This window comes from Variovorax sp. 10L421, assembly GCF_056395365.1.
This window is the reverse complement of sequence record NZ_JBFTJJ010000032.1, coordinates 1-15,581: the sequence shown is the minus strand read 5'-3', so window position 1 is coordinate 15,581 and position 15,581 is coordinate 1. Positions and strand designations below refer to the sequence as shown.

At 65.8% G+C, this 15,581-nt stretch carries 14 protein-coding genes; 6 read left to right on the top strand and 8 right to left on the bottom strand.

Annotation, left to right across the window (positions count from 1 at the left end; translation table 11 throughout):
• The first annotated feature begins 296 nt into the window (after positions 1-296).
• The 3 genes from AC1DFC_RS26860 to AC1DFC_RS26850 are packed head-to-tail and all read left to right on the top strand — an operon-like array spanning position 297 to position 4,805.
• Complete coding sequence (locus AC1DFC_RS26860) at positions 297-1,481, top strand: acetyl-CoA C-acyltransferase (RefSeq protein WP_478180346.1); 1,185 nt, start codon at positions 297-299, stop codon at positions 1,479-1,481.
• Positions 1,482-1,496: 15 nt separating this feature from the next.
• Entirely contained in the window at positions 1,497-3,275 is a 1,779-nt protein-coding gene (locus AC1DFC_RS26855) for an acyl-CoA dehydrogenase C-terminal domain-containing protein (RefSeq protein ID WP_413333479.1), read from the top strand.
• A 9-nt stretch (positions 3,276-3,284) separates the two neighbouring features.
• Complete coding sequence (locus AC1DFC_RS26850; protein ID WP_478180345.1) at positions 3,285-4,805, top strand: AMP-binding protein; 1,521 nt, start codon at positions 3,285-3,287, stop codon at positions 4,803-4,805.
• Positions 4,806-4,855: 50 nt separating this feature from the next.
• On the opposite strand, the gene AC1DFC_RS26845 is transcribed toward AC1DFC_RS26850, so the two are convergent.
• Both AC1DFC_RS26845 and AC1DFC_RS26840 read right to left on the bottom strand, forming a co-directional pair.
• Entirely contained in the window at positions 4,856-5,842 is a 987-nt protein-coding gene (locus AC1DFC_RS26845; RefSeq protein ID WP_478180344.1) for an NAD(P)H-dependent flavin oxidoreductase, read from the bottom strand.
• A gap of 7 nt (positions 5,843-5,849) precedes the next feature.
• The gene (locus AC1DFC_RS26840) at positions 5,850-6,590 is read right to left on the bottom strand and encodes an SDR family oxidoreductase (RefSeq protein WP_478180343.1); all 741 of its coding nucleotides are present in this window, start codon (positions 6,588-6,590) and stop codon (positions 5,850-5,852) included.
• A 160-nt stretch (positions 6,591-6,750) separates the two neighbouring features.
• On the opposite strand from AC1DFC_RS26840, the gene AC1DFC_RS26835 reads away from it, so the two are divergent.
• Together AC1DFC_RS26835 and AC1DFC_RS26830 are read left to right on the top strand one after the other, a co-directional pair.
• Entirely contained in the window at positions 6,751-7,341 is a 591-nt protein-coding gene (locus AC1DFC_RS26835) for a 2-hydroxychromene-2-carboxylate isomerase (RefSeq protein WP_478180342.1), read from the top strand.
• Positions 7,342-7,356: 15 nt separating this feature from the next.
• A complete protein-coding gene (locus tag AC1DFC_RS26830; RefSeq protein ID WP_478180341.1) occupies positions 7,357-9,048 on the top strand; it encodes an AMP-binding protein in 1,692 nt (563 codons plus the stop codon).
• 431 nt (positions 9,049-9,479) lie between these two features.
• Here the strand turns inward: AC1DFC_RS26830 and AC1DFC_RS26825 are convergent, their stop codons facing one another.
• From AC1DFC_RS26825 to AC1DFC_RS26805, 5 genes are all read right to left on the bottom strand, one after another.
• Positions 9,480-10,151, bottom strand: a complete 672-nt coding sequence (locus AC1DFC_RS26825; protein ID WP_413316046.1) for a glutathione S-transferase family protein — start codon at positions 10,149-10,151, stop codon at positions 9,480-9,482.
• Between the two features lie 4 nt (positions 10,152-10,155).
• Entirely contained in the window at positions 10,156-10,989 is an 834-nt protein-coding gene (locus tag AC1DFC_RS26820) for an isocitrate/isopropylmalate family dehydrogenase (protein ID WP_478180340.1), read from the bottom strand.
• A 4-nt stretch (positions 10,990-10,993) separates the two neighbouring features.
• Positions 10,994-11,911 (bottom strand): Bug family tripartite tricarboxylate transporter substrate binding protein, encoded by a 918-nt coding sequence (locus tag AC1DFC_RS26815; protein ID WP_413333537.1) that lies wholly within the window; start codon positions 11,909-11,911, stop codon positions 10,994-10,996.
• Positions 11,912-12,005: 94 nt separating this feature from the next.
• Positions 12,006-14,000 (bottom strand): aconitase family protein, encoded by a 1,995-nt coding sequence (locus AC1DFC_RS26810; protein ID WP_478180339.1) that lies wholly within the window; start codon positions 13,998-14,000, stop codon positions 12,006-12,008.
• Positions 14,001-14,080: 80 nt separating this feature from the next.
• Positions 14,081-14,977, bottom strand: a complete 897-nt coding sequence (locus tag AC1DFC_RS26805; protein WP_413333463.1) for a LysR substrate-binding domain-containing protein — start codon at positions 14,975-14,977, stop codon at positions 14,081-14,083.
• Between the two features lie 217 nt (positions 14,978-15,194).
• Here AC1DFC_RS26805 and AC1DFC_RS26800 point away from each other — a divergent pair, with 217 nt between their 5' ends.
• The gene (locus AC1DFC_RS26800; protein ID WP_413333461.1) at positions 15,195-15,329 is read left to right on the top strand and encodes a hypothetical protein; all 135 of its coding nucleotides are present in this window, start codon (positions 15,195-15,197) and stop codon (positions 15,327-15,329) included.
• A gap of 69 nt (positions 15,330-15,398) precedes the next feature.
• Here AC1DFC_RS26800 and AC1DFC_RS26795 read toward each other — a convergent pair.
• A partial coding sequence (locus tag AC1DFC_RS26795; RefSeq protein ID WP_478180338.1) for a TetR/AcrR family transcriptional regulator C-terminal domain-containing protein occupies positions 15,399-15,581 on the bottom strand: 183 nt, incomplete at its 5' end.

Below are 15,581 nucleotides of genomic sequence, written 5' to 3'. Positions count from 1 at the left end.
CGGGCCTCTGCAGATCGTGGAGGCGTTCATCATAGCATGCCACTCGTTTGATAAACGGTCGTGATTCCATTGTGCTCCATATCAAGGGTTTCCCCCTGCTGGAAACCTGCTCGAGCGTGTTGACGCTGCCCTCGCCGCAAATCTATAGTCCACTATCGTTTATTAAACGATCTCTATTTAAAAGAAAGGCGAGCGAAGCGACGGCGATGAGGGGCCGCCGCCCGCCCTGCGCCTGAGCCGCTCGGCTGCCGCGAGCCGATGCGCCAACCTGTCTAGCCACCCCCTGGAGTCCGACCATGAGAGAAGCCGTCATCGTTTCCACCGCACGCACGGGCATCGGCCGCGCCTTCCGCGGCGCGTTGAACAACATCAAGTCGCCCACGCTGATGGGCCATGCGATCCAGCACGCCGTGCAGCGGGCGGGCGTCGATCCCAGCGAGGTGGAGGATGTGGTCATCGGCAGCGCGATGGCCGCCGGCACCGCGGGCATGAACATCGGACGCCTTGCGGCGCTCGCGGCGGGACTGCCGCAGTCGGTGCCGGGCCAGACCATGGACCGGCAATGCGCCTCGGGCCTGATGGCCATCGCGACGGCGGCCAAGCAGATCATCGTCGACGGCATGGACGTGACCGTGGGCGGGGGGCAGGAGAACATCTCCGCCGTGCAGAACCCGTTCGTCAAGTGGGTGGGTGAAGAGGCCGACCCGCTGCTCATCGCGCGCGTGCAGCACGCCTACATCCCGATGCTGAACACGGCCGAGATCGTGGCGAAGAAGTACGGCATCTCGCGGGAGGCGCAGGACGAATATTCCGCGGAAGCCCAACGCCGCACCGCGCTGGCGCAAGAGCGCCACCTGTTCGATGACGAGATCGTGCCGATCACGGCGCGCATGGCCGTGGCCGACAAGCAGACGGGCACGATCAGCTACCGCGACGTCACGCTGGACCGCGATGAAGGCAACCGCCCCGACACCACGCTCGAAGGCCTTGCCAGTCTCAAGCCGGTGGTCGAAGGCGGCGTGATCACCGCGGGCAATTCGAGCCAGCTGTCGGATGGCGCATCGGCCTGCGTGCTGGTGGAGCGCGCGGTCGCCGAGCGCCGCGGGCTCAAGGCGCTGGGCACGTACCGCGGCATCGCGGTGACCGGGCTCGCGCCGGAAGAAATGGGCATCGGCCCGGTCTTGGCCGTGCCCAAGCTGCTGAAGACCCACGGGCTCAAGGTGAGCGACATCGGCCTCTGGGAACTGAACGAGGCCTTTGCCTGCCAGGTGCTGTACTCGCGCGACCGCCTGGGCATCGATCCGGAAAAGCTGAACGTCAACGGCGGCGGCATCACGATCGGCCACCCCTACGGCATGACCGGCTCGCGGCTGGTCGGGCATGCGCTCATCGAAGGCAAGCGGCGCGGTGCGCGCTTCGTCGTCGTGACGATGTGCATCGGCGGTGGCATGGGCGCCGCGGGCTTGTTCGAAGTGGCTTGAGACAGGAAGATCACGATGACTTATCAGGCTCCCATGCGGGACATTCAATTCGTGCTCCACGAGGTGCTCCAAGTGCCGGCCATGCTGGAGGCCTGCGGCCAGCCGGAGTTCGACGCCGAAACCATCGACCAGGTGCTCGCCGCGGCCGGCCAGTTCGCATCCGAGGTGATCGCACCGCTCAACGGGCCCGGCGACGAGCACGGGTGCAGCATGCCCTCGCCCGGCGTGGTGCAGACCCCGCCCGGCTTCAAGAAAGCGTACGACGAGTTCACCAAGAACGGCTGGGCCGGCCTGGCGTGCAGCCCCGAGTTCGGCGGCCAGGGCTTTCCTTCAGTCGTGGCCAATGCGGTCTATGAAGTCTTCGGCGGCGCCAACATGGCGTGGTCGTCCTACCCCGGCATGTCGCACGCCACCTACGTGAACGTGGCGGCCAACGGTTCCGAGGAGCAGAAGGCGCTTTACCTGCCGAAGATCGCCTCGGGCGAGTGGGCCGGAACCATGTGCCTGACCGAGCCCAACGCGGGCACCGACCTGGGCCTGATGCGCACGCGCGCCGTGCCGCAGCCCGATGGCAGCTACAGCATCACCGGCAGCAAGATCTTCATCTCGGGCGGCGAGCAGGACCTGACCGGCAACATCATGCACCTGGTGCTCGCGCGCATCGCCGATGCGCCGCCCGGGGTGAAGGGCATCTCTCTTTTCATCGTTCCCAAGTTCCTGCCCGATGCAAGCGGCACGGCCGGCGCGCGCAATGCGGTGGTCTGCGGCTCCATCGAGCACAAGCTGGGCATCCACGGCAACTCGACCTGCACCATCAACTTCGACGGTGCCACCGGCTGGCTGCTGGGCGCGCCCAACAAGGGGCTGGCGGGCATGTTCGTGCAGATGAATCACATGCGCGTGCTGGTCGGCGTGATCGCCATCGGCCTGATGGAAGCGGCCTACCAGAAGGCCCTGGCCTATGCGAAGGAGCGCCTGCAGGGCCGCGCCAGCGGCGCCAGATCGTCCAGCGAAGCAGCGGACCCAATCATCGGGCATGCCGACGTGCGCCGGATGCTGCTCACGCAGAAGGCGAACATCGAGGGCGCGCGCGCCCTGGCACTGTGGGCCGCGCAGCTCAGCGATCTTCAGCGTCTTCATCCCGACGCCGCCAAGCGCAACGAGACGGCCGAACTGCTGGGCCTTTTGACCCCGCTCGTGAAGGCGCTGTCGAGCGACCTCGCGGTGGAATGCACGCTGCTCGCGATGCAGGTGTTCGGCGGGCACGGCTACATCCGCGAGAACGGCGTGGAGCAGCATCTGCGCGACGTGCGCATCGTGGGCCTCTACGAGGGCACGAACGGCGTGCAGGCCATGGACCTGCTCGGCCGCAAGGTGCTGGCCGACCAGGGCCGGCAGATGGGCGTCTTCCTGGACATGGCCGGCGCATTTGCCGAGGCCTGCAGCCCGCGCGAGGCGATGCGCGAGTTCGCGCAGCCGCTCGCCGGGCTGGTCGCCGACATCACGCAGCTCACCCGCGAACTGGTGGACACTTCGGCGCAAGACCCGCACGCCGCAGGCGCGGCTGCTGCGCCCTATCTGCGCCTGGTCGGGCACCTGGCGCTTGCCTGGAGCTGGGCGCGCATGGCCGAGGTGGCGCTCAGGAACGCCGATTCCACCGACCCGATCTATGCGTCGAAGATTGCCACGGCCCGCTTCTACTTCCAGCGGCTGCTGCCGCAGACGGCAGCGCTGTGCGGCGAGATCCGGGCGGGCTCGTCCGCATTGATGGAACCGGCCGTCGATCTTTTCTGAACCCGCGGCATGTACCACCTGAGCCGCTTCGCAGCCGCCACGCCCGGCAAGCTGGCGGTGCATTTTCTCGAATCAGGCGAGGCGTTCAGCTTCTCGCAGCTCGAACGCGAGGCGAACCGCGCGGCCAACGCCTTGCTGTCGCTCGGCCTGAAACGCAGCGACTGCATCGTGCTGTGCATCGAGAACGCGCCGGAGTTGCTCTTTCTCGCGCTCGGCGCGCAACGCATCGGGCTGTACTACGTGCTCGCCTCGACGCGGCTGTCGGCCGCGGACTTCGAGTACATCGTCAAGGATTCGGGGGCATCGGTCGCCGTCGTGTCGTCGGCCTGCATGAGCGCCGAAACGGCCTCGTCGCTGGATCTCAGCGGCGCACGGCGCATCGGCATCGGCTTTGCGGATACAGCTATGGAACGCTGGGAGACGCACTTTCTCGCTGCGCCGGACGGCCTGCCGCCCACGCCCGCGCCAGGCCGCGAGATGCTGTATTCATCGGGCACGACCGGCCGGCCCAAGGGCGTGCGCAAGCCGCCCTTCGAAGGCGCCTTCGATGCGGTGGACAACCGCAACGGCGCGGTGGCGCGCTCGTTCGCGCTCGACGCCTCCGCGGTCTACCTGTCCACGTCGCCGCTGTATCACAGCGCACCCAACCGGTTCCTGTCGGCGGCCATCCATGCCGGCGCCACCAGCATCGTGATGGCGAAGTTCGATGCCGAACGCGCGCTCGCCGCCATCGCCCACTTCGGATGCACCCATTCGCTCTGGGTGCCGACCATGTTCCACCGCCTGCTGCACCTGCAAGCGGAGGTACGCAGCCGCTACAGCATGGCCTCCATGCGCCACGCTGTCCATGGCGCGGCGCCCTGCCCCGCGCACGTCAAGCAGGCGATGATCGACTGGTGGGGTCCGGTCCTGCATGAGTACTACTCGGGCACCGAAGGCATCGGAGCCACGGCCATCAGCTCGCGCGAATGGCTCGATCACAAGGGCTCGGTCGGGCGCGCGACCGACGGCATCCTGCACATCCTGGATGACGCGGGCCGCGAGCTGCCGCCGGGCGAAACCGGGAACGTCCATTTCGAGAGCGACGCGCAGTTCGAGTATTGGAACGACCCCGCCAAGACCCGCGCAGCGACGAGTCCGCAGGGCTGGCGATCCTTCGGCGACATCGGTCACCTCGATCGCGAAGGCTACCTCTACCTGACGGATCGCAAGGACTTCGTCATCATCTCCGGCGGGGTCAACATCTACCCGCAAGAGATCGAGGACGTGCTGCTGCAGGATCCCCGCGTTGCCGATGCCGCGGTCTTCGGCGTGCCGAACGACGAGTACGGCGAAGAGATCAAGGCCGTCATCCAGCCGGCGCATCCGGATTTCACGGGCCCGGCCGTCGCCGAGGCGCTGAAGGCACGCTGCCGCGAGTTGCTCGGTCCGCTCAAGGTGCCGAGAAGCATCGATTTCGAGTCCGACTTTCCCCGGCACGCGACCGGCAAGCTTTACAAGAAGTTGCTGCGCGATCGCTACCTGGCCTAGAGGGTGCGAGTCGCCGGCCCGCTTCGCAGCGAGCCGGCGGATGCCCAAGGTTAGGCCAGCGCAGGCTCCAGGAACCCGGCGAGCCGCTGCACGATCAGCTGCTCGGCTTCTTCCATGATGCGATCGATCAGCTCCTGCACCGTCGGAATGTCGCGGATCAGGCCGACCACCATGCCGCAGCTCCAGGCGCCGGCATTCATCTCGCCTTGCAACATCACGCGCGGATAGACCCCCGCGACTTGGTCGATGATGTCCTCGAACTTGAGGTCGGCGCCCTTTTCCTTCTCGATCCTGATCAGCTGCTCCACGGATGAATTGGTCAGCACGCGCTCCGTGTTGCGCAGGCCGCGCATCACGAGCCGCGTGTCCAGCTCGGTGGCCGCCACGATGGCGTCCTTCACGTTCTGGTGGATCGGCGCTTCCTGTGTGGCCACGAAGCGCGTGCCCATGTTCATGCCCTCCGCGCCCAGCGCCAGCGCCGCCACCAGGCTGCGCGCATCGGCCATGCCGCCGGAGGCGACGAACGGGATCTTCAGCTCCTCGGCCGCGCGCGGCAGCAGGATCATGTTCGGCAGGTCGTCCTCGCCCGGGTGGCCGCCGCATTCGAAACCGTCCACGCTCACGGCGTCGCAGCCGATGGCCTCGGCCTTCAGCGCATGCCGCACCGACGTGCACTTGTGGATCACCTTGATGCCGGCCTTCTTGATCGCGGGCATGTAGGCCTCGGGGCTGCGCCCTGCCGTCTCGACGATGCGCACGCCCCCATCCGCAATGGCCGCGATGTATTCCGGGTACGGCGGCGAAGACAGGGTTGGCAGGAACGTCAGGTTCACGCCGAAGGGCTGGTCCGTCATGTCGCGGCAGCGGGCGATCTCCTTGGCCAAGAGCTCGGGTGTCCTTTGGGTCAGGCCCGTGATGAGCCCGAGCCCGCCGGCATTGGAGACCGCCGCGGCGAGTTCCGCGAAGCCGACGTAGTGCATCCCGCCCTGGATGATCGGGTGGCGGATGCCGAAGAGTTCAGTGATGCGTGTTTTCATGTGTCTTTCACCAGGTTTCCATGTAGGGGCGCAGGTCCATCTCGAAGGTCCAGGCGTCTCGAGGCTGGGTGTGCAGGTACCAGTAGTTTTCCGCGATGTGCTCGGGGTTCAGAATGCCGTCCTGCTCCTTGAGCGCATAGCGTTCGGGGAAGTTGCTGCGGATGAACTCCGTGTCGATGGCGCCGTCGACCACGATGTGCGCCACGTGGATGCCGCGCGGGCCGAGCTCGCGCGCCATGCTCTGGGCCAGTGCGCGCAGGGAATGCTTGGCGCCGGCAAAGGCCGCGAAATTCGCTGCACCGCGAGTCCCCGCCGTCGCGCCGGTGAAGAGAATCGTGCCGCGTCCCCGCGCGACCATCCTGCGCGCGACCTCGCGTGCATTCAGGAATGCGCTGAAGGCGGCCATCTCCCAGATCTTCATGTACTTGCGCCCCGTCTCCTCCAGGATGCTGCTGGGCACGTTGGCGCCGATGTTGAACACCATCACCTCGATCGGGCCGCGCTCCTTCTCGATCTGGTCGACGAGGGCCACGACTTCTTCCTCCTTGCGCGCATCGCTGCCGTAGCCGAACGCCTGGCCGCCGGCGGCGCGGATGCGTTGGACGGCCGGCTCCAGCTTGTCAGCCGAGCGCCGAGTCAGGCACGCGACGTAGCCCTCTCGGGCGAAGCGCGCGCCGATCGCGCTGCCGGTGGCGTCGCCTGCGCCGACGACGAGGGTCACACCGCGTTGGTTGGCTGTTGGGTCCATGCGTTCTCCTTTAAAAAACGTTCGTTAAGTCATTGCACGTTAATCAATGAACGTTCGCTTGTCAATCAAGAAGGAAGTCCAGTGAAACCCCGTTGACGTGAGCGCGGCAATCACATAGCTTTCGTTTATCAAACGTTCGTTAACTCAAAGGAGCCCGTGAATGCGCAAGTCAGTTGATTTCTTCTTCGATGTCGGCAGCCCCTCGTCCTATCTGGCATGGACGCAGTTGCCCGGCCTGTGCGCCAGCCATGGCGCCGACCTCGTCTACCGGCCAATGCTGCTGGGCGGCGTCTACCAGGCCACGGGCAACGCCTCGCCGGCCAACATTCCCGTCAAGGGGCGCTATACGCAGATGGACTACGAGCGCCATGCGCGCCGCTATGGCGTGCCGTTCCAGGGCAATCCGCACTTCCCGGTCATCACGCTGTTCCTCATGCGCGCGGTTACCGGCATCCAGTTGCGGCGTCCGGAGCAGCTGCAGCAACTGCTCGGCTGCGTGTTCAAGGCGCTCTGGATCGACGCGCTCAACTTGAACGATGCGCAGCTCACGGCCCGCATTCTGGCCGAGGGCGGGTTCGATCCCGCCGAGATCGAGCGCCTGACGCAGGACGCCGAGATCAAGACCGCGCTGAAGGCCACGACGCAGGAAGCGGTCGAGCGCGGCGTGTTCGGTGCACCCACGCTCTTCGTCGGCGATCAGATGTTCTTCGGGCAGGACCGCATGGACTTCGTTCGCGAAGCCCTGTCCTGAGTCGCCGCCAACCGCATGAAGGAAAAACTCATGGAACACCGACCCTGGCATGCCTCCTACCCCGCAGGGCTTCCCCGCGAGATCGTCCTGGACGACAGTGAATCCCTCGTCACCTTGCTTGAACGTGCGTTCACGAAGCACAGTACCAAGACGGCCGTCACCTGCGCCGGAGAATCGCTGACCTTCGCGCAGGTCGAGCATGCGTCGGCGCTGCTCGCGCGGTCCCTGCAAGCAACCGGGCTCAAGCGCGGTGACAGGGTCGCCCTTCTGCTGCACAACAACCTCATCTACCCCGTGGCTTTGGCCGCCGTCCTGCGCGCGGGCATGGTGGGGGTGACCATGAACCCGCTCTACACGGCACGCGAGCTGGCATACCAACTGGCCGATTCGGGGGCGTCCGCACTGGTGGCTGCCGAGCCGTTCATGGGCGTGGTCACCGAGGTCCTCGGCCAGACACAGCTTCGGTATGTCATGACCGTGCCGATGCAACAGGTGAAGCAGGCATTGTTCGCGACGGGCGGCGATGCAGGTGCGCCAGCTGCGAACGATGAACCTCGCGTCGTCGGTTTGCGCGACGCGACCGCCGCGCTACCGGACGCCGATTTCGCCAGCGAGCACGTGCGCCCCTCCGACCTGGCCTTTCTGCAGTACACCGGCGGCACGACGGGTGTTTCCAAGGGCGCTTGCCTGACACACCGCAGCGTGCTTGCCAGTTCGCTGCAGATGCGGTCATGGCTGGGGTTGGCACTCGACCTCGACAACTTCGAAATCGTAACGCCGTTGCCGCTGTATCACATCTTTCCACTCGGCATGGCTCTGACGGCCCTTGCCAGCGGCGCTCACAACCGCTTGGTCGTCAATCCGCGCGACGCCCAGGCGCTTTGCGCCGAACTCGAGCGCGCGCCCTTCGACATGCTGATCGGCGTCAATACGATGTTCAATGCCTTGGTGGCGTTGCCCGAGTTGCCCGGCATCGACTTCTCCCGCTGCAACGTGGTCATCGGCGCCGGCGCCTCGATCCAGTCGGCCGTTGCAGCCAAGTGGGTTGCGGCCGGCGGCCCACCCATCACCGAGGCCTATGGGCTTACTGAAACGTCGCCCAGCGTTACCTTCAATGCGCCGGGGCGCAACGGCACCATCGGCGCGCCAGTGCCGTCAACCGACGTTCTCATCGTCGACGAGGCGGGCGAACCAGTGCCGCTCGGCACGCCCGGCGAGTTGCTGATCAAGGGCCCGCAGGTCTTCGCGGGCTACTGGAACCGCGAGGAGGAAACGCGCAGGTCTTTCACGCCGGATGGCTGGTTCAAGACCGGCGACATCGTCACCATGGATGCACAAGGTTTGATGTACATCGTCGACCGGAAGAAGGACATGATCCTGGTCTCTGGCTTCAATGTCTACCCGAACGAAATCGAAGGCGTGGTCGCCATGCACCCGGACGTGCTCGAATGCGCGTGCGTCGGGGTGCCTGACGAGCGCTCGGCGGAGGCCCCCCATCTCTTCGTCGTCCGCCGCGTACCTGGGCTGAGGGCGGAAGAGTTGGAAGCGCATTGCCGCAAGCTCCTTGCCGCATACAAGGTGCCTCGCCACATCACGTTCCTCGAATCGCTGCCCAAATCAGCAGTGGGGAAAATTCTGCGCAAAGAACTGAGGCCAATTTCCGGCGGTGCCACGGACGCGGCACCCAAGGTTGAAGTCGCCGGATGAGTAGCTGAATCGACGTCGTCGGGGCGCGGCGTTCGAACGAACAACATCACGATTCGAAGATGAGGACCGGCCCATACCTTCATCGAATCCCCGGTACTTCGGCACGACCTCGCTAGAAAATTTTGTCTTTGCGTTGTTTGCCCACGCCGGAATGCTTTTCTTCAGAGTGTCCAAGTCGAGCTTTGTTCGACCAGATCGCGGACAAGTGGTCGATGATGATTCTGGCCGTGCTGGATGACGAGCCGCACCGGTTGACCAGCGAGGGCTTTGATCTTCTCGTGAGTGACTGACAGAGGCCAATGGTCCGGCTCTTGCTAAACTCATGCTGCTGAGGAGCCTCGCACGGCGACCGAAACCTGCTGGCCAAGATGCTTGTCGGTCGCCACGGCACCAGATGTTTGCGCCCGCCCGAACACCAACGTGCAACCCAGCTATTCGGCCCTGATGTCGGGCGACGCAATTGTGGGCACCCCCTGCAAGATGGCGGCACCGTTCTGGGTCACCATCGCGCGCCGGTAAGCAGGCCTCGCCTGCAGGCGTTCCCAGTAGGCGCGAACCGAAGGCGTGAACTGCTGGTCGAGGCCGAGATGCTCGGCCAGCAGCAGCGCGTAGCCGACCGAAACATCGGCGGCAGTGAAACGATGCGCACAGAGGAACTCCTGCTCCACTAAGAGGGGTTCCAGCGTCCGCAACCTCGCGAGGAACCACTTGCCGTAGTCATGGGCCACCTGGGGCTGACGCCGCTCGCCCGTTTCGAAGTGCAGATAGCGCAGCACCAGCGTCTGCGGGAACGTCAAGGTCGCTTCGCCGAAATGCAGGTAGTTCAGGTAGGCGCCAAAGGCCGGCTCATCGACGCCGACATCAAGCTTTCCCGGTGAGAAGCGCGCCGCCAGATACTGGCAGATTGCGGAAGACTCTGTCATGCGAACAGTCCCGTCGATCATGGCCGGTACCGTCCCCAGGGGGTTGATCTCCAGGTACGACCGGGCAAGCACGCGAGGCGGGAACGGCATCATCTTCAGGTCGTACGGAATCCCGAGTTCCTCCAGCATCCACAAGGGACGAAACGAACGTGCGCTCACGCAATGGTGCAGGGTGATCATGGCTTCAGTGCTCGGAAATGGCGGGTGTCGGTCCGCTTTTTACAGCGTTGGCAATGAGGTCACCCATGCGCGCCGTTCCAACCAGCCGAGCGCTGCTGCATTGGATGTCCGCGGTTCGGTAGCCTCGGCCGAGCACCGAGCGTATCGCAGCCTCGATGGCCGCGGAAAGATCGGGCCGGCGCGCGGAGTGGCGCAACAGAAGCCCAAAGGCGCGGATGCAGGCGATCGGATTCGCGACATCCTGCCCGGCGATGTCGAGCGCAGTACCATGCCCTGCCTCAAACATGCCCTTGGCGCCTTCTCCCAGCATCGCCGATGCCGACAACCCGATCGATCCTGTCAGCGCCGACGCCGCGTCGCTCAGGAGATCACCAAAGAGGTTGCCCGCCACGATGACGTCGAAGGATGCGGGACGCCCGATGAGCTGCATCAGCGCGTTGTCGGCGTACAGATGCGTGAGTTCCACGTCGGGGTACTGCGCTGCCAGCTCGCCCACCACCGAACGCCAGAGGCCGGACGTTTCCAGCACATTGGCCTTGTGCACGCTCGCGAGTTTTCCGCGTCTCGCGCGCGCCATGTCGAAGGCGATGCGCGCGATGCGGCGCACCTCTTCTTCCGCATACCGCATCGTGTCGAACCCTTCCCGCTGTCCCTCGAAAGCCCCGTCCGGTGCGCTGCGCTGGCCGCGCGGCAGACCGGTGTAGACGTCTCCGTTCAGCTCGCGCACCACCAGCAGGTCGGTGCCCGCGACGCGTTCGGCACGCAACGGCGAGAGCCGCGCCAGATCCGGCGGAACGACGACCTCGCCTGGCAGCATCGCGATCCTGAATGCCGGCATGGCCTCAGTCCAGTGTGGCGCCGGACTGCTTCACCAGCTTCTGGTGCTTCGCCAACTCGGACTGGAAGAAGGCTGGCGCCAGGTCAGGCCCCGTGTTCAGGACCGTGAGCCCCTGGCCGGCGATGACGGTTCTTGCTTCCGGCGATACCAAGGCCTCTTGCACCGCCGCGGCATAGCCGTCGACCACGGGTTTGGGCAAACCGGCCGGACCGATCAAGGCGATCCAGGCGTCGAAGCTGTACTTGGGCACACCCGACTCCATCATCGTCGGCACGTCGGGCAAGGCCGCGGAGCGCGCCGGCGTCGACACCGCCAATGCGCGCAGTGCCCCGGCCTTGACCTGTGGGGCGACCTGCGAGATCGAAACGAACGCGAGTTGCACCTGCCCGCCGATCAGATCGGTGATGAGCGGTCCAGTGCCGCGATAGGGCACGTGCTTCATGTCGATGCCGGTCTCGCTCACCATCAGTTCCCCCGCCAGGTGGAGCACGCTCCCGTTGCCGGCGGACCCGTAGTTGAGCTTGCCGGGATTGGCCTTCGCATAGGCCAGCAGTTCCTTCACGCTCTTCACCGGAAGCGCGTTGTTCACCACCAGCACGACCGGCACCGTGGCCAGTACCGCGATGGGCGTGATGTCCTTCATGCTGTCGTAGGGAATCGTCTTGTAGATGCCTGGATTGATGACATGGTTGGACGACACCATGCCGAGCGTGAGCCCATCCCTGGGTGCCTTCACGATCTGTGCGGTGCCCGGAATTCCTCCAGCGCCGACGACGTTCTCCACCACGATCGGATGGCCGGTCGCGCGTCCGAAGGCCGGTGCGACTGCGCGGGCGACCGCATCGACCGTCGAACCTGCGGCCAGTGGAACGACGAGCCGTATCGGCCGGTCGGCATTCGAGGATTGCGCGGCGGCGAACAAGGACGTGGCAAGCAACGCTGCCGCTAAAGAAACGGAAATGGTTTTCCGGAGGAAATGTGCATGCATGGGTTTGTCTCTCTTGCTTTGTTGGAATTCATGGATGGCGCGCCTGGAGCTCGGCAAACGAAACGAGTTCGCCCGCAATCGCGCTGGCCGCCACCGTGGGCGGGCTGGCGAGCCAGACTTTTCCGGGGCCGCCCCGGCCGGGGAAGTTGCGGTTGATGGCGCTCACGGTGACCTGGTCGGCCCGCACCGAACCACCCGGCCCGCAGTTGCCGCAAGCGCCGCAGGAGGGCTGAAGAATGCGCGCGCCCACGCGTTCGAACGCATCCATGTACCCGGCTGCAATGCAATGGTCGCGTACCGCGGTGGTCCCGAACTGGAGATACAGGTCCACCCCGGGCGCGACCTTGAGTCCGCGGTCCACCGCCCACCTGAGCACCGCGTGGTAATGGTCGAAGTCTTCGCGCTTGCCGGCCGTGCACGAGCCCCCGTAGGCGATGTCGATGCGCACCCGCTCGCCGACCGCCGCCAGCGGCAGGCCGTTGCCGGGATCGCCCGGTGCCGCGACCATGGGGGAAAGCTGCGTGCAGTCGACGTGGAGCGTCCTGGCGTAGACCGCGCCGTCGTCGCTGCGCATCCAGGGCTCGACTTCGAAACCGATGCCGCGGCGCTCGCGCAGGAAGCGCACGGTCTCCGCATCGGGAGCGACCAGGCCGGTGAAGCCACCGAGTTCCGCCGTCATGTTGGTGAGCGTGGCGCGCTCGTCGGTGGTCATGCGCCGCACCACCTCGCCCGTGAACTCGAACACCTTGCCCACCCCGCCGCCGTCGCGCACGAAGGGCAGCGCGAGCAGATGCAGCACGACGTCCTTGGCGGTCACGCCAGCGGCAAGCGAGCCATCGAGCACGATCTTCAGGGACTGCGGCACCGTCAGCCGGACCGCCCCCGTCATGAAGGCATTCGCCATGTCCGTGGTTCCGACGCCGAAAGCCACGCAACCCAGCGCGCCGCTGTGCGGCGTGTGTGAATCCGTGCCCACCACCAGTTGGCCCGGCAGCGCATAGTGTTCCGCCACCATGGCGTGCGAGATGCCGGCCACGTTGGTGCCGTCGTCCTTGGCGGCCTGTTCCTCCGTCAGTGTGCGGTGCGAGCGCAGGCCGTAGGCGGCCGCGAATTCGCGCTGCGCCTCGACCATGCGATGCACGTTCGGCACCAGGCCGCCGCGCACGTGTGCGGGGCTCTCCTCGACATAGGACGTGTGGTCTTCGAAGACGACGATGGAATCTGCGTCGTGCAGCACCAGCGGACGGCCGAAGGTGGCGTGCAGCATGTGCGCGGCCATGCCGGTGTAGTACTCGTGGATGAAGCGAAGGTCGGCGCGCACGAAGGCACCGTCGCCCGCCGCGGGATGCGCCTGCGTCAGTTCGGTGGCGAGCGCGTGGCGCGCCACGACCTTCTCGAACAGCGTGCGCGGATGCGCGTCCCGAGCCTCGGGCGGCACCGTGATGTCGCGCATGAATCGCTGGCCGAACCTCAGCAGCCCGCTGCTCTTCAGGATCGCGGCGGCCAACGCGTCGCGGCCGGCCACGAGGTCGTCGACCGGAATCGCCTCGCCCGCCTGGACGCGCGCGACCAGGCCGAAGTCGGTCGAGGTGAACAGGCCGATGTTGTCGGCGTTCTGCCGGTACAGGCGCTCGAAGCTTTCGGCGATGACCAGCCGCACGCCGGCCGCCTTCTCGGCAGTGGGGCTGTGCTCGCGCGAGGAGCCCTTGCCATAGCGCCTGCCCGCGACCACGACCTCGATGCCCGAGCGGCGCACGGCATCGGTGCCGATCGGGAATGCCTCGCCCGCCTTGAAGCCGGTGTAGGGGTAGCGCCCCAGCTTGTCGTCGTAGTGCGTGAGGATCGGAAGCGGCGTGATTTCGTCCGTCGAAACATCGTCACGCAATGGCGACGCGTCGGCGAGTTCAAGGCGCTCGCCCTTCAAGCTCAGCTCGACCATGCGTGCTGAACAGCTCAGGAAGAGGACGCGCGGGTCGAACCGGATGCATTCGGCGCTGGCGGCGGCTGGCGTGGAGGCTGTCATGCCCCGATGTTCGCGGGCCGTGGCAGCGCCATAAAGCGCTCGCTCGGCACAGGGGATCTCGCCATCCGCGAGATCGGTGATTACCCTCGCAGACTCTCGATCAGGGCTGCAACTGCGCGAGGCTGCGGGGTCTTGCGCAGGGCGTAGATGTTCAGGACGCGGTCGGCCCACTCTTCCGCCAGCGGACGCCTGGCAAAGCGGTCGGTCCCCGCATAAGCCGTCACGGCACTTCGAGGCACCACGGCGATGCCGAGGCCCGCCTCCACCATGCGGCAGACGGCATCGAAGCTGCTGACCGTCACCTTCGGATTGAAACGCCTGCCCAATGCTGCGGCGCGCTCGTTCAGGGACCGGTCCATCGCGCCGCCCTGGTGAATGCCCACCAAAGGAAATTCGAGCGCACGCGCAAACGTGACTATCTGCAAGGCCGCCAATTCATGCCCCGAGGGAAGCACCACGAGCAACGGGTCGGAGGCGAAGCGCCAGGCATCCATGCCCGCCGGCACCGCGACGTCGACACCCACACCGACATCGGCGCGATCATCCAGACAGGAGCGCAGCACGTCGCGCGTGTCTTCCTCGCGCAGGGCGACCTCCACGCCCGGATATGCCTCCATGAAGCGGTGCAGGCGCTCGGGCAGGAAACCGATGACGGAGGACATGTTGGCATGAAGGCGCACCCTACCCCGCACTTCGCCGCCTTCGCTCTGCACTTCGCGCAACAAGGCTTGCAGTTCGTCGTCGAGGCGTTCGCCCCGCGCCAGCACCAGCCTGCCGGCATCGGTGAGTGCAATGCCACGTGGCGACCGCACGAGCAGCGGCGTCTCGAAGGCATGTTCCAGGTCCGCGATCCTCCGGCTCAAGGCCGAAGGTGCGATGTTCTCCGCTGCAGCAGCACGGACGATGGAGCCGGCGCGGGCCGCCGCTACGAACAACCTGATGCTGTAGGAATCGATTCGACGGTTCACGGGCTTCATCGCTTGGTGGGCTGCCTAGTGTGGCACACGGATTTGCTGCGTCGCCTCCTACCCTGCAAGTGCGAAGCACCGTTCGCGAGGAGGACATGACGCGCGAGATCGTGATCGATGCGCTGCGAATGGCGTGGTTCAAGTGTCATCCGGGCAAGCAGGGAAAGATCGATCTTTCAAAGCAAAGCGACTCAGGCCGCCCAGTACGCCAGTCACGACTTCGGGGATGCATTCAAGGAGTACGGCATCGGCCAAGGACGAAACCGCCGCGTGGCTGCTCTGGTACATCAGCCAGCTCACGCTGGAAACCGAGCAGGCGGAAGGTGTTGAAGGGCAGGAAGGCGCCGGCACCGACGAGTGAGAAACGGGACCGGCGTCCAGATCTTCGCTTGGCGCCAAGTGCTCGCGACCTCAGGCCGAATCGGGGAGCCTACGCGCCGTACGCCGCCATGAAGACCCGTACGGCCTCGCGCAGAAGGGCCCTGTTTTCCCGGGTATCCGGCATCTCGAGCTTCAGCAGTCCGCGGATGTGCCCGGAGCCCAGGAACATCGACAGGAACAGGTCCGCCGCCTGAAGCGGGTTCCGCACCTTCAGCGTGCCCGCCGAGTTGGC